General features: G+C 71.5%; 12 protein-coding genes. 3 read left to right on the forward strand and 9 right to left on the reverse strand.

Going from position 1 to position 12,043, the window contains the following annotated elements; all coding sequences use genetic code 11:
- Positions 1 to 56: 56 nt before the first annotated feature.
- From AB0N06_RS01060 to AB0N06_RS01095, 8 genes are all read right to left on the reverse strand, one after another.
- Positions 57 to 854 (reverse strand): ABC transporter permease subunit, encoded by a 798-nt coding sequence (locus tag AB0N06_RS01060; protein WP_366132670.1) that lies wholly within the window; start codon positions 852 to 854, stop codon positions 57 to 59.
- Positions 841 to 1,731 carry a 2-aminoethylphosphonate ABC transporter permease subunit gene (locus AB0N06_RS01065; RefSeq protein WP_366132671.1) on the reverse strand — a complete coding sequence of 297 codons (891 nt, stop codon included), beginning with the start codon at positions 1,729 to 1,731 and terminating at the stop codon, positions 841 to 843. The genes AB0N06_RS01060 and AB0N06_RS01065 overlap by 14 nt, the downstream gene beginning before the upstream one ends.
- Positions 1,724 to 2,815: an ABC transporter ATP-binding protein gene (locus AB0N06_RS01070; protein WP_366132672.1), complete on the reverse strand. Its 1,092-nt coding sequence runs from the start codon at positions 2,813 to 2,815 to the stop codon at positions 1,724 to 1,726. Before AB0N06_RS01070 ends, AB0N06_RS01065 begins: the two co-directional genes overlap by 8 nt.
- Positions 2,812 to 3,519: a phosphonatase-like hydrolase gene (locus tag AB0N06_RS01075; protein WP_366132674.1), complete on the reverse strand. Its 708-nt coding sequence runs from the start codon at positions 3,517 to 3,519 to the stop codon at positions 2,812 to 2,814. The genes AB0N06_RS01070 and AB0N06_RS01075 overlap by 4 nt, the downstream gene beginning before the upstream one ends.
- The gene (locus AB0N06_RS01080; protein ID WP_366132675.1) at positions 3,516 to 4,640 is read right to left on the reverse strand and encodes a TIGR03364 family FAD-dependent oxidoreductase; all 1,125 of its coding nucleotides are present in this window, start codon (positions 4,638 to 4,640) and stop codon (positions 3,516 to 3,518) included. The genes AB0N06_RS01075 and AB0N06_RS01080 overlap by 4 nt, the downstream gene beginning before the upstream one ends.
- Before the next feature lie 133 nt (positions 4,641 to 4,773).
- The gene (locus AB0N06_RS01085; protein ID WP_366132676.1) at positions 4,774 to 5,538 is read right to left on the reverse strand and encodes a GntR family transcriptional regulator; all 765 of its coding nucleotides are present in this window, start codon (positions 5,536 to 5,538) and stop codon (positions 4,774 to 4,776) included.
- A gap of 55 nt (positions 5,539 to 5,593) precedes the next feature.
- Positions 5,594 to 6,763 (reverse strand): hypothetical protein, encoded by a 1,170-nt coding sequence (locus AB0N06_RS01090; protein WP_366132677.1) that lies wholly within the window; start codon positions 6,761 to 6,763, stop codon positions 5,594 to 5,596.
- Between the two features lie 207 nt (positions 6,764 to 6,970).
- Positions 6,971 to 8,164 (reverse strand): ROK family transcriptional regulator, encoded by a 1,194-nt coding sequence (locus AB0N06_RS01095; RefSeq protein WP_366132678.1) that lies wholly within the window; start codon positions 8,162 to 8,164, stop codon positions 6,971 to 6,973.
- A gap of 62 nt (positions 8,165 to 8,226) precedes the next feature.
- Between AB0N06_RS01095 and AB0N06_RS01100 the strand changes: the two genes are divergently transcribed.
- Both AB0N06_RS01100 and AB0N06_RS01105 read left to right on the forward strand, forming a co-directional pair.
- Complete coding sequence (locus AB0N06_RS01100; RefSeq protein ID WP_366132679.1) at positions 8,227 to 9,354, forward strand: Gfo/Idh/MocA family oxidoreductase; 1,128 nt, start codon at positions 8,227 to 8,229, stop codon at positions 9,352 to 9,354.
- Positions 9,351 to 9,830, forward strand: coding sequence for a heme-degrading domain-containing protein (locus AB0N06_RS01105; protein WP_366132680.1), 480 nt, complete (start codon positions 9,351 to 9,353; stop codon positions 9,828 to 9,830). The genes AB0N06_RS01100 and AB0N06_RS01105 overlap by 4 nt, the downstream gene beginning before the upstream one ends.
- A gap of 94 nt (positions 9,831 to 9,924) precedes the next feature.
- On the opposite strand, the gene AB0N06_RS01110 is transcribed toward AB0N06_RS01105, so the two are convergent.
- A complete protein-coding gene (locus AB0N06_RS01110) occupies positions 9,925 to 10,785 on the reverse strand; it encodes a fumarylacetoacetate hydrolase family protein (protein ID WP_366132681.1) in 861 nt (286 codons plus the stop codon).
- A 356-nt stretch (positions 10,786 to 11,141) separates the two neighbouring features.
- On the opposite strand from AB0N06_RS01110, the gene AB0N06_RS01115 reads away from it, so the two are divergent.
- The gene (locus tag AB0N06_RS01115) at positions 11,142 to 11,921 is read left to right on the forward strand and encodes a sporulation protein (protein WP_366132682.1); all 780 of its coding nucleotides are present in this window, start codon (positions 11,142 to 11,144) and stop codon (positions 11,919 to 11,921) included.
- Positions 11,922 to 12,043 lie beyond the last annotated feature (122 nt).

The following is a 12,043-nucleotide window of genomic DNA, read 5'->3' on the forward strand; positions in this document are numbered from 1 at the left end:
AGACCGCGTATATGGGTGGGGTGGATGCAGGAGCGGGCGGTCTCAGTGCGGGGGTGTCAGCGGTACGAGGCCCTGGTGCGGATGCGGGCGACGCCGAGGAGGACGAGCAGCGTCGTCCCCATGAGGACCACTGCGACAGCGGCACCGGTGAAGAGCGAGCCGCGGTCGGTCGCCGCGAAGATCTGCACCGGAAGCGGTGTCCAGTCCGGCGGGTAGAGCATCATCGTGGCGCTCAACTCGCCCATGGACAGGGCGAAGCAGAGCCCTGCGGCCGCTGTGAGGGCGGGCAGCAGGAGTGGCAGTCTGATCCGCCACAGGACATAGGACGGGCGGGCGCCGAGACTGGCCGCCGCCTGTTCGTACATCGGGTCAAGACGCACTATTGCGGCTGAAACCGACTGATAGGCAAACGCTGTGACAAGAATGGTGTGCGCCAGGATCACGATCCAGCGCGTTCCGTTGAGCAGCATCGGCGGCTTGCTGAACGCGACGAGCACGGCGAGACCGACGACGACGGACGGCACGGCGACCGGCAGCATGAACAGCCCGTCCAGGAGCCGGCGTCCGCGCCTTCGCAGCGAGGCGGCGGCGAGCGCGGCCCAGGCGCCCACGGCGAGGGCGAGCAGGCTGGCGCTGACGGCGGTGATCAGGCTGGTGGTGAGGGCCTGGAGCGAGTCGCCGCTGGTGGCGGCCTTGTAGTGCTCGGTGGTCAGCCCCGACGGGAAGGCGCCGGACCAGTTGGTGGTGAACGACGCGGCGACGATCACCAGCAGCGGCACCGCGAACAGCGGGACGAAGAGCAGGAAGAACACGGCCCAGGTGGCCCACTTCCCGGTACGGCTATGCACCAACACGGCGGCTCACCATCCGATACAGGCTGTAGAGACCGACGGAGATCGCGATGTTGACGACGGCGACGACGCAGGCGGCCGGGTAGTCGGACTCCAGGATCGCTTTGCTGTAGACCAGCATCGGCAGGGTCGTGACGCCTTTCGCGCCGGTGAACAGCACGATGCCGAACTCGTTGAGGCACATCACGAGGACGAGGGAGCCGCCCGCGGCGAGCGCCGGGAGCGCCTCCGGGAGGATCACCTGCCGCACGATCCGGGCCGGCCTCGCGCCCAGGGAGGACGCCACCTCCAGTTGTGCGGTGTCGAGCTGGGAGAACGCGGCGAGCAGCGGCCGCATCACGAACGGGGTGAAGTACGTGATCTCGGCGAGAAGGACACCCCACGGGGTGGTGAGGAAGTGGAAGGGCCCGTCCGCCGCCCCGGTGACATCCGTCCAGACGCCGTTGGCCATGCCGACGGTGCCGTAGATGAACAGCAGGGCGAGGGTGATCAGGAAGGACGGGAAGGAGAGGAAGACGTCGATGAACTTGGCGACCGCCCGGCCGCCGGGAAACGGTACGAAGGCGATCACCAGCGCGAGGACGAAGCCCAGCACCAGACAGCCGACCGTCGAGCCGACGGCGAGCCAGACGGTGGTGGTCAGTGCCGAGCGGAACGACGCGGAGGCGAAGACGTCGCCGTACGGGGCGAGCGAGGTACCGCCCTCGTCCGGGCTGACGGACTGCTGGACGACGAGGGCCAGCGGGTAGAGGAAAACGACGGCGAGGACGGCGACGGGCGGGAGCGCCCAGACGAGACCACTCAAGCCCGTCCGGCGATTGGGGACAAGGCGGCTGCCGGACGCACCCGAGGACACGTCTGGGGCCACGGCGCTAGCCATGAGCCCCTCCCCCGAATCCGGCGCCCGTCGGCAGCAGCACCGCGTCCTCGGCGGCGAAGTGCAGGGTGACCTTGTCGCCGAGCGGCGGGGTCTCGCGCAGCTCGCGCAGGTCGGCCTTGATCCGGTGTCCGTGGACGTCGACGTACAGCCGGTGGGTGGAGCCGCGCCACTGGACCTCGGCGAGAGTGCCGGTCAGCGCGTTGGGGCCGTCACCGAGTCCGACCAGATGGGGCCGGACGCAGAGGGTTGCGGTGACGCCGCCGGCCACCTCGCCGGTCGGTACGGCGAGTGCGTGCCCGGCGAAGTCCACGGCGCCGGTGGTGCCTGCGACGGTGACCGGCAGCAGGTTGGCATTGCCCACGAACGACGCGGTGAACTCCGTACGCGGGCGGCGGTACAGCTCCTGCGGGGTGCCGCAGTCCTGGAGCCGCGCCTTGTCCATGACCGCGATCCGGTCGGCGAGGGTCAGCGCCTCGACCTGGTCGTGCGTGACGTACAGGATGGAGACGTCCGGCAACTCCCGGTGCAGCCGTGCCAGTTCGGCGAGCATCCCGGAGCGCAGCTGGGCGTCGAGCGCGGAGAGCGGTTCGTCGAGCAGCAGCACGCCGGGGCGGATGGCGAGCGCGCGGGCGATGGCGACGCGCTGCTGCTGTCCGCCGGAGAGCTCGCGCGGGTAGCGCGTGGCGTACGCGGCCATGCCGACGAGTTCGAGGGCTTCGGCGACCCGCTCGGGGATCTCCGCCTTCGCGACCTTGCGGGCCTTGAGGCCGAAGGCGACGTTGTCCCGGACCCTCATGTGCGGGAACAGGGCGTACTGCTGGACGACCATGCCGATGCCGCGCTTGTGCGGCGGCAGGCCGGTGACGTCGCGGTCGCCGATCCGGACCCGCCCGGAGACGGGCTGGACGAAGCCGGCGACGGCGCGCAGGGCCGTGGTCTTGCCGGACCCGGAGGGCCCGAGCAGGGCCATGACCTCGCCGGGTTCCACGGTGAGGTCGAGCCGGTCGAGGACGATGTTCCCGCCGTACGCGACGCTGACCTGGTCGAACCGGATGCCGCTGCCCTGGGTGGCCCCGCCGGTCATGCTTCCGCCCGGGCGATGAGGTCCGGCAGCTCGGCGATCGAGCCGAGTACGTGCGTTGCGCCGTTGCGCTGCAGCTGGTCCTTGTCGTGTGCGCCGGTCAGCACACCGGCGACGATCCCGGCGCCGGAGCGTACGCCGCTGAGCATGTCGTACGAGGTGTCCCCCGCGACAACGATCTGCTGGACGCCGTCCACGGCCCCGGTGCGCAGGAACGCGGCGAGGACCATGTCCGGGTAGGGGCGGCCGCGGCCGCCCGCGTCGGCCGGGCAGAGGGTCAGGGCGACCAGGTCCTGCCAGCCGAGCGCGGTGAGGATCGCGTCCTGGGTGGTGCGGGCGAAACCGGTGGACAGGACCACGGTCCGCCCTTCGCCCGTGAGTCGCTCGATGGCTGCGCGGGCACCCGGGACCGGCGCGATGCGGCCGCCGTCGACCAGCTCCGCGTAAGCCTCCTCGAAGGCGAGGTTGGCCCGCTGGGCCTTGTCCTCGTCGCCGAAGAGGTGCCGGAAGACGGAGATTTTGGACTCGCCCATGGTGGCGCGCACATAGGCGAGTTTCTCGGCGTGGTCGGCGGAGCCGGGAGTCACGCCGAGGCGCCCGGCGGCGGCGCCGAAGGCCTGCTCGACGAGGCCGCCGTCGGCGACGGTGGTCCCGGCCATGTCGAGGACGACGAGATTCAGCTTGTCGGTGTTGCTCAACTTCTTCACCAGCCCAGTTCGTTGGCGGTCGTTTCGGCGATGGCGGGCGAGCAGGTCATGCCGCGGCCGCCCGGCCCGGTGACCAGCCAGACGCCGTCCCGCACCTGCTGGCGGTGGACGACCCGGCTGGTGTCGGTGCACTGGGCGTAGACCCCGGCCCAGCGGTGGCGGATCCTCGGCAGCGGGCGGCCGAGGAAGGACTCGACGACCCGGGTGAGGTGCTCGTACGGCTCCTCGACGACGTCGAACGCGAACGGGTGCTCGTACTCGTGGGTGTCGCCGATGGTCAGTCCGCCGTCCCGGCGCTGCACCATCAGCAGCTGCATCCCGTGCTCGGCCGCGGTCGGCGCCTGGGCCTGGCCGGCGTTGAGGGCGTCGAGTGCCTCGCTCCGGTACGCCGGGTAGTAGCGGAAGCTGTCGGCGTCGGCGACGGACGTGGTGAGCGTTTCGCCCAGCGGGTCGGTCTGCATCATCTGGAGGCGGACGCGGCGCACGGGCAGTTCGGGTCCGGCCAGCTCGCGGACGAGGCCGCCGAGCCAGGCGCCGGTGCACAGGATGACGGCGTCACCGGTGTGCACGTCGCCGTGGTCGTCGCGGACGGAGGCGGTACCGACGACCTCTCGGACCTCGCGGCCGCCGAGGAACGTGTACCGGCCGGACGCCACCAGCCTCTGCTTCAGGGCCAGTTGCGCAGTGCGCGGCTCGACGGCGGCGTCCCGCTCGCACCACAGGGCGGCGACGAAGTCACTGCGAAGCGCGGGGTTGATCGCACGGGCCTCGCCGGCCGTCAGCAGCTTGTAGCCGCGGGCCGCGGCGTCGGGGCGGGCGACGGCCGCCTCGGCGACGGCGATCTCCAGCTCGGTGCGGAGCGGGGTCAGCGAACCGCAGGGCCGGAAGCCCAGGCCGGGCACCTGCTCGCCGATGCCCTCCCACAGTTCACGGGCGCGCAGCGCGGTCTCCAGCTCTTCGCCGCCGGCCCGGCCGCTGACCCAAATCTGTCCGAAATTGCGGAGTGATGCTCCGCGTGCCTCGCTCTCGCGCTCGATCTGTACGACCTCGTGGCCGCGGTTCACTGCGTGCCAGGCGTGCATGGTTCCCACCACGCCGGCTCCTACGACGATGACTCTCACGACGGCCACGCTCCTGGCGGCGAATGACTCGTACAGATCGGCAGGGCGACGGGAAGGTGAACCGGGACCCAATGTTGGCCTAGACCCGTTACCTTCTCGTGATCAATGCGAGTCGATTGCCGCGCTGTGCCGCTCAGCCCTGGCGGCCCAGGTGTGCGGTGAAGGAGAACCGGTCGCCGCGGAAGAGCGTGCGCACCCGCTCCAGCGGCTGCCCGCCCGTGTCCCGCGAAACGCGGTGGAGCAGCAGCATGGGCAGGGCGGGCGGCGTACCGATCAGCAGCGCCTCGCGCGGGGTGGCGAGCACGGTCTCGATCCGCTCGTCCGCGTCGCCGAAAGTGATCCCGAGCCGGTCGTGGAGGTAGGCGTAGAAGGAGGAGTCGGGGTCGAACTCCGTGTCCAGGTCCGGCACGCGGGCGACGGAAACGTATGTGCTCTCCAGGCCGACCCGGTCGTCGTCGGCGAGCAGCACACGCTCCAGGTGCCAGACCGGATCGCCCCGCTCGACGCCGGTCTCGGCGGCGAGTGCGGCGGGACAGGGGAACTGCTCCAGGCCGATGAGGTGACGGCCCGGCGTCCGCCCCTGGCGGCGTACGCCCTCCGTGTAGCTCGCGAGGGAGAGCGGCTGCTCCAGTTTGGGCCCCGCGACGACGGTGCCGCGGCCCTGACGGGCGAGGCGGCCCTCCAGCAGGAGTTCGCGCAGCGCCTGCCGCACGGTCTCGCGCGACACCTCGTAGCGGATCGCGAGATCACGCTCGGTGGGCAGCATGCCGCCCTCACCCAACTCCTCTATGAGGACGGAGACATGGGCCTTCACGGCGTAGTACTTGGGGATACGGCCGTGCTCCGGGATGCCGGAACGGATCGGTGCGCCAGGTGTCTGGTCGTGCAGGTAGTCCACCGCGCGATGGTGGCAGACGGACATGAACGACGGTGAACGTTTCGGGGCCCGCAGGTCAACGGCGGGTGCGGCGGAGCCGCCGCGCCCCTCTCAGGGCGGTCACACCGCCGGCCAGACAGAGCCCGGCGGCGAGACCCTCGGCCCGGACGACGGCCCCTGGTCCGGTCCTGGCGAGTTCGGGCGGGCCCTGCGGATCCCGGGCGGTGGTCGGCGCCTCTCCGGAGGCGCTGAGACCGGACGTGTCACCGGTTCCGCCGTCGCCGCCGTCGACCCCACCCGCGTCGCCGGTTCCGCCGACGCCACCACCACGGTCGACCCCAGCGGTGTCGCCGGATCCCCCGATGCCACCATTGCCGTCGGCTCCACCCATGTCAGCGGTTCGACCGATGCCACCACCACCGTCGACACCGCCCGCATCACCGGTTTTCGGGGCAGCGCTGCCGCGGGGCGGTTCGGGCAGCACGTCCCCCTCTCGACGGGAATCGCCGACGTCACCCGTACCTCCCGTGACTTCACCACCGGTATCGCCACCACCGGTGTCGCCACCGTCGCCCTCGTCCTCGACCACGTCGAAGACGTAGTCGTCGGACTCGCCGACCCAGTCCCCGTCGTCACCCGCCGACGTCCTCTTGCCGCCGTCGTCATCCGCGGCCTGTTTACGCTGGACGATCGCGGCCTTGGCGATGATCCGATTGGGGTCGGTGTCGGAGGTGAACGCCATCCGGACCAGGACGCTGACGGTGCGCCCCGCAGGGATGGTGAAGCCGCCGAAGGTGTCGGCGCCGTCGCCGCCGAAGACGCCGATGTGCTCATCGCGGTCGGTCGTCTCCCAGGTGACGCGGTGCGGGACATCGGGGCGGTCCGGTTCGGAGAACTCCATCTGGATCTGGTCGGAGGTCAGCTGCTGGTCCTCGTCGGTGAGGACCAGAACCGGGTGGATGGAGCTGCAGGGCTTCGAGGTCGTATTGGTCAGATCGAGGAACCAGGTGCCGTATCCCCCGCCGGACGCATACGTCTCCGGGCCGCCGCGGATCCGGGTCGCGATCGGGAAGTCGGCCGCCGTCGGGTCACCGCAGGTGGGCTCCTGGTCGGCGGTGACGGCGACGGGCACCGCGGCGGCGTCGGCGGACGCGCCGCCGAGCACGACGGCGGGGACGACGGACACCGCGGCCAGTCCGAGGGCGATTCCGTGGCGCGGCCGGGGAGGGGGAGGCGTGGGAGGCATTGGGGGGACACCCTTTGCTGCTCGCGAAACGGCCGGATCGCCCCGTGCCCGGAGTTCACCGGTTGTGGAGTGACGCTGCCACGCCGGCGCGACCCAACGGGCGCCGACATGCCCGGGGTCCGCCCAGTCGAGCGACCCGAACCGCTCGAACGGCCCCAGTCCTGCCTGCCAGGCGTCGCCCGGCAGGCAGGACTGTCGAAACACGCCCTACACCCCGGCGCCGCCGAGTCGCCCGAACAGCGGGGCAAGGACGAGCTGGGCGGCCCCCTCGGCGACCGGCCGGTCCCCGCCCGCGGTCATGACGAGGGGCACGGCCGCACCGATGCCGTCACGCCGGACGCGCTCACCGATCACGGCCCGGACCCCACTGACGTACGTATCGGGGTCGGCGTCGACGGTGCGGCCGCCCAGCACCACCCGGTCGATGTCGAGCAGCCCGACAAGGTTGGCGGCGCCGGTCCCGAGCACCCGTGCGGCCTCCGCGGCGTCGCCGCCCGAGACGGCGGCGAGGCAGAGCGCCTCGATACAGCCGCGCCCGCCGCAGCTGCACAGGGGCCCGTCCAGCAGCACGGTCTGATGCCCGAACTCACCGGCCCCGGTACGGGCCCCGCGGTGCACGGCCCCACCGAGCACGAGCCCGGCGCCGAGCCCGGTCCCGAGATGCAGATACGCGAAGTCCCCCGGCCCGTCGGCCCGCAGGGCGAGCCCGAGAGCGGCGGCATTGGTGTCCTTGTCGACGACGACGGGCAACCCGGTGCGCGTGGTGAGAGCGTCCCGGAGCGGAAACCCGTCCCACTGCGGAAACCCGGTGACGCGATGCAGCACACCGCCCCGGTGATCAAGCGGCCCGGGCACGGCGACACCCAGCCCGAGCACGGTGGACGGCGCAGCCACCGGGGAGGCCGCGTGCGGTCCGGAGCCGGTCCCGTCGGGGGTGGTGGGCGCGGAGCCGCCCGGCCCCGCTTCCGCGGCCTCGCCCGAGCCCGACTCGCCCAGCACCAGCTCCACCTGTCGCACGGCAGCGGCTACCACCTCGCCCGCCGGTGCGCCGAAGTCCAGCGGTGCCCTGCGGCTCGCCACGACCGTGCCCGCGAGGTCGACCAGGACCACCGTCAGTTCGTCCCGGTCCAGGTGCAGCCCCACCGCGTGTCCCGCGTCCGGAACCAGGCGCAGCACCGTGCGTGGCTTGCCGCCCGTGGAGGCGCGGTGGCCCGCCTCCCTCGCCAGGCCTTCCGCCCGCAGCCGGGCGGTGATCTTGCTGACGGCCTGCGGGGTGAGCCCCGTCCGTTCCGCCAGCTCCAGCCGGCTGATCCCGCGCTCGCCCGCGACACGCAGCAGATCCAGCACGAGCGCCGCGTTGTGGCTGCGCAGTGTCGGTAGGTTCGCCCCGGTGTTACTCATGTTCACCGCCCCATTGTCTCCCTCGCTTGCACTTTGGCAACAGCGTTGCTTAAGTGGATTGCATGACTGGCATCACGACACCCGGGACGCCCGGCTCCCCCCTCCGCGTCGGACTCGTCGGCTACGGCCTGGCGGGCTCCGTCTTCCACGCCCCGCTGATCGCCGCGACCGAGGGACTGGCCCTCGACACGGTCGTCACGTCGAACGAGGAGCGGCGGGCCCAGGCCCGTGCCGAATTCCCGGACGTCCGGTTCGCCGCGTCGCCCGACGAGCTGTGGGCGCGCGCCGACGAGCTGGACCTGATCGTGATCGCCTCCCCCAACAAGACCCACGTCCCGATCGCGACCGCCGCGCTCGAAGCCGGTCTGCCGGTCGTCGTGGACAAGCCGATCGCCGGCACGGCCGCCGAGGCGCGCGCGCTCGCCGCGCTGGCGCAGGAGCGCGGGCTGCTGCTGTCCGTCTTCCAGAACCGCCGCTGGGACAACGATTTCCTGACGCTCGCCCAGCTGATCGCGGACGGCGAGCTCGGTGACGTACAGCGCTTCGAGTCCCGTTTCGAGCGGTGGCGCCCGCAGCTCAAGGGCGGCTGGCGCGAGTCGGGCGACCCGGAGGAGATCGGCGGACTGCTGTACGACCTGGGCAGCCACGTCGTCGACCAGGCGCTCGTGCTGTTCGGCCCGGCGGTGCGGGTGTACGCGGAGTCCGACGTACGCCGGCCCGGCGCGGTCACCGACGACGACACGTTCCTCGCGATCACCCATGCGAACGGGGTCCGCTCGCATCTGTACGTCAGCGCCACCACCGCCCAGCTCGGGCCGCGCTTCCGCGTGCTCGGTTCGCGGGCCGGTTATGTGAAGTACGGTCTCGACCCGCAGGAGGCCGCCCTGCGTGAGGGCCACCGCCCGTCCGCCGCCGCTTCCGGCTGGGGCGAGGAGCCCGAGGCGCTGTGGGGCCGGGCCGGTTCGGGCGAGTCGCCGCTGACCGGTGGCGGCATCCCGGTCCGCACCCTGCAGGGCGACTACCCGGCGTACTACGCGGCGGTCGCCGACGCGGTGCGCGGAAAGGGCGAGAATCCGGTGACGGCACTGCAGGCCGCCGCGGCTCTGGACGTCCTGGAGGCCGCCCGCCGCTCGGCCCGCGAGGGCGTCGCCGTCACCCTGTCCACCGTTTCCGAGGAGCAGCCCGCATGAACCCCACCGCTCCGACCATCTCCGAGCTCATCGCGCAGGAGCGCCGGCTGACACTGCCGCATTTCAGTTACGACGACGCGTACGCGCTCGGCGGGCTGCTCGTCTCCATGGCCCGGGAGCGCCACGCGCCGGTCGCGATCGACATCCGGCGCGGTGCCCAGCAGCTGTTCCATGCCGCGCTGCCCGGTTCGAGCGCGGACAACGACGCGTGGATCGACCGCAAGCGCAAGGTCGTCGAGCGGTACGGCGAGAGCTCGTACCTGGTCGGGACCCGGTTCCGGGCGAAGGGGACGACGTTCGAGGACTCCTCGCGGCTGGACCCGGACATGTACGCCGCGCACGGCGGTTCGTTCCCGATCGCGGTCGAGGGCGCGGGCGTGATCGGCTCGGTCACCGTGTCCGGGCTGCCGCAGGCGGAGGACCACGCGCTGGTCGTGGAGGCGCTGGAACAGTTCGCCACCACGATGTCCGACTGAGCCGGCTGACACGGCCGAGACGGCCGACATGAGACGACGGAGGGGTGGCCCGCCGCACCAGCGGCACACCACCCCTCCGACCTTTACGCGACGGCTACGCGTCCTTCAGCTCCTGCCGCTGCCGCCCCAGCCCCTCGATCTCCAGCTCGACGACATCCCCCGCCCGCAGATACGGCTTGGGATCCGGCTGCCCCAGGGCCACGCCCGCGGGCGTACCGGTGTTGATGACATCGCCCGGGTACAGCGTCATGAACTGGCTGAGGTAGCGGACCACCTCGCCCACCGGGAAGATCTGGTCGGCGGTCGTGCCGTTCTGCTTCAGTTCGCCGTTGACCCAGAGCTTCAGCGGCAGCGCCTGCGGGTCGGGGACCTCGTCGGCCGTCACGAGCCACGGCCCCAGCGGGTTGAACGTCTCGCAGTTCTTGCCCTTGTCCCAGGTGCCGCCGCGCTCGATCTGGAACTCGCGCTCGGAGACGTCGTGCGCGACCGCGTACCCGGCGACGTGGCCGAGCGCTTGCTCGGCGGAGTCCAGATAACGGGCGGTGCGGCCGATGACGACGGCGAGCTCGACCTCCCAGTCGGTCTTGACGCTGCCGCGCGGCACCAGCACCGTGTCCTCGGGTCCGACGACGGTGTCCGGCGCCTTGAAGAAGAGGATCGGTTCGGCCGGAATCGCCGCTCCGGTCTCGGTGGCGTGGTCGTGGTAGTTCAGCCCGATGCACACGATCTTGCCGATGCGGGCGAGCGGCGGCCCGACCCGCAGCCCCTCGGCGTCGAGTGCGGGCAGCTCGCCGGGCGCGGCCGCGGCGGCCCGCACCCGCGCCAGCGCGGAATCGTCGGCGAGCAGGGCGCTGTCGATGTCGGTGACGATTCCCGACAGGTCACGCAGGGTTCCGTCCCGGTCCAGCAGCGCCGGCCGTTCCGCACCTGCCGTACCCACACGAAGCAGCTTCAACGGTCTTTCTCCTTGGTCGAGATCGGGCCCGTCGGATGGGTGGCGGCCATCGCAGGCCTAGCCGATCCTCCAAGACATCGGATCACTCTGCAAGGCCCTGTTCACACCCTGGACCGGCGCACTCGCCCCGCCGGTTGGCTACCGATAGCGCCCCACCCACTGTGGCTGCCCGGATGGGGAATCCTCAACGTCCGCCGCTGTCCGGGCGGGTACCGGCACATCACGCTGACCATGCTCGCCATCTTCACGTGGCTGGGCGTGGTCGGCGGCCTGCCGGGCACGGCTGCGGGGATCCTGATCGCCGACTACGGAGCCTGGATAGGCTGCCCTCACGATCACAGGGGAGGGATCAGGGGATGGTCTTCCGCAGACTGTTCGGGTTCGGGGACGACGGGAACGCCCCGGAGCCGCCGGAGATCGACACGCAGATCACCACGCTCGCCCCACTGCCCGGACACCCCATCGAGGGGGAGATCGTCCTGAAGGGCGGCAGCCGGGGCATCGCGATCGAGTACTTCTACCTGACGGTCGTGGCCAAGGTCCGTGACAACGGGGGCACCCCCAAGGACCTGGAGATGACCAGGCTGGACGTCCGGCGCGGCCATTTCGGCGTGGCGCCTGGGACGGAGGAGCGGGTCCCGTTCAGCGGGCGCCTGCCGTGGGAGTGCCCGGTCACCGAACTGGGCGGCCAGACCCTCGGCGTCGACCTGTCGCTGACCACCCAGCTCGACACGGGCAACTCTCCGGTCCGGGACCTGGACTTCCTGCACGTGACGGCGCCGCCGCTGTACGAGGCGGTCCTGGACGCGTTCGCCGAGGAGGGCTACCGCGGCGCCGACTCCCAGGTGATCTTCGATTACATCCCTGGCGTCGAACAGCACCGCCCGCACTATCAGACCTTCTTCGTCACCCACCCCGCGCGGGGCCTGGACCGGCTCGGGGAGCTGGAGGTCGTCTTCCTGCAGAATGCGGTCGGCGCCATGGTGCACGTTCGCCGCGCCGCCCGCTCCCAGCTCGACTGGAAGGACAAGCCCCTGACGCGGTCCTTCCCGGCCGCGCACCACGAGGTGGGGCAGGTCGACTTCGGGGAGCGGGTGCGCAGGGTCCTCGCCGGCCTAGCCGCTGTGGACGGCTAAGGGCTGTCTCGTAAGTAGGCGTTACTTAGCCTGCGGGTGGTGGCGCGGCCGCCTTCAAGGTGACGTCGAAGGCGTTCTCGGACTTCGTCGAGGCAGCGGCCCGCGGCTCGCGCTGACGCATA

Origin of the sequence: Streptomyces sp. NPDC051020 (assembly GCF_040683105.1) — a bacterium.
In the GTDB taxonomy this organism is placed as follows: domain Bacteria; phylum Actinomycetota; class Actinomycetes; order Streptomycetales; family Streptomycetaceae; genus Streptomyces.

Coding starts and splice junctions, on each gene's coding strand:
- AB0N06_RS01100 (WP_366132679.1), top strand. CDS start 8,227: ATGACTGGCATCACGACACCCGGGACGCCCGGCTCCCCCCTCCGCGTC.
- AB0N06_RS01090 (WP_366132677.1), bottom strand. CDS start 6,763: ATGCCTCCCACGCCTCCCCCTCCCCGGCCGCGCCACGGAATCGCCCTC.
- AB0N06_RS01065 (WP_366132671.1), bottom strand. CDS start 1,731: ATGGCTAGCGCCGTGGCCCCAGACGTGTCCTCGGGTGCGTCCGGCAGC.
- AB0N06_RS01115 (WP_366132682.1), top strand. CDS start 11,142: ATGGTCTTCCGCAGACTGTTCGGGTTCGGGGACGACGGGAACGCCCCG.
- AB0N06_RS01105 (WP_366132680.1), top strand. CDS start 9,351: ATGAACCCCACCGCTCCGACCATCTCCGAGCTCATCGCGCAGGAGCGC.
- AB0N06_RS01070 (WP_366132672.1), bottom strand. CDS start 2,815: ATGACCGGCGGGGCCACCCAGGGCAGCGGCATCCGGTTCGACCAGGTC.
- AB0N06_RS01095 (WP_366132678.1), bottom strand. CDS start 8,164: ATGAGTAACACCGGGGCGAACCTACCGACACTGCGCAGCCACAACGCG.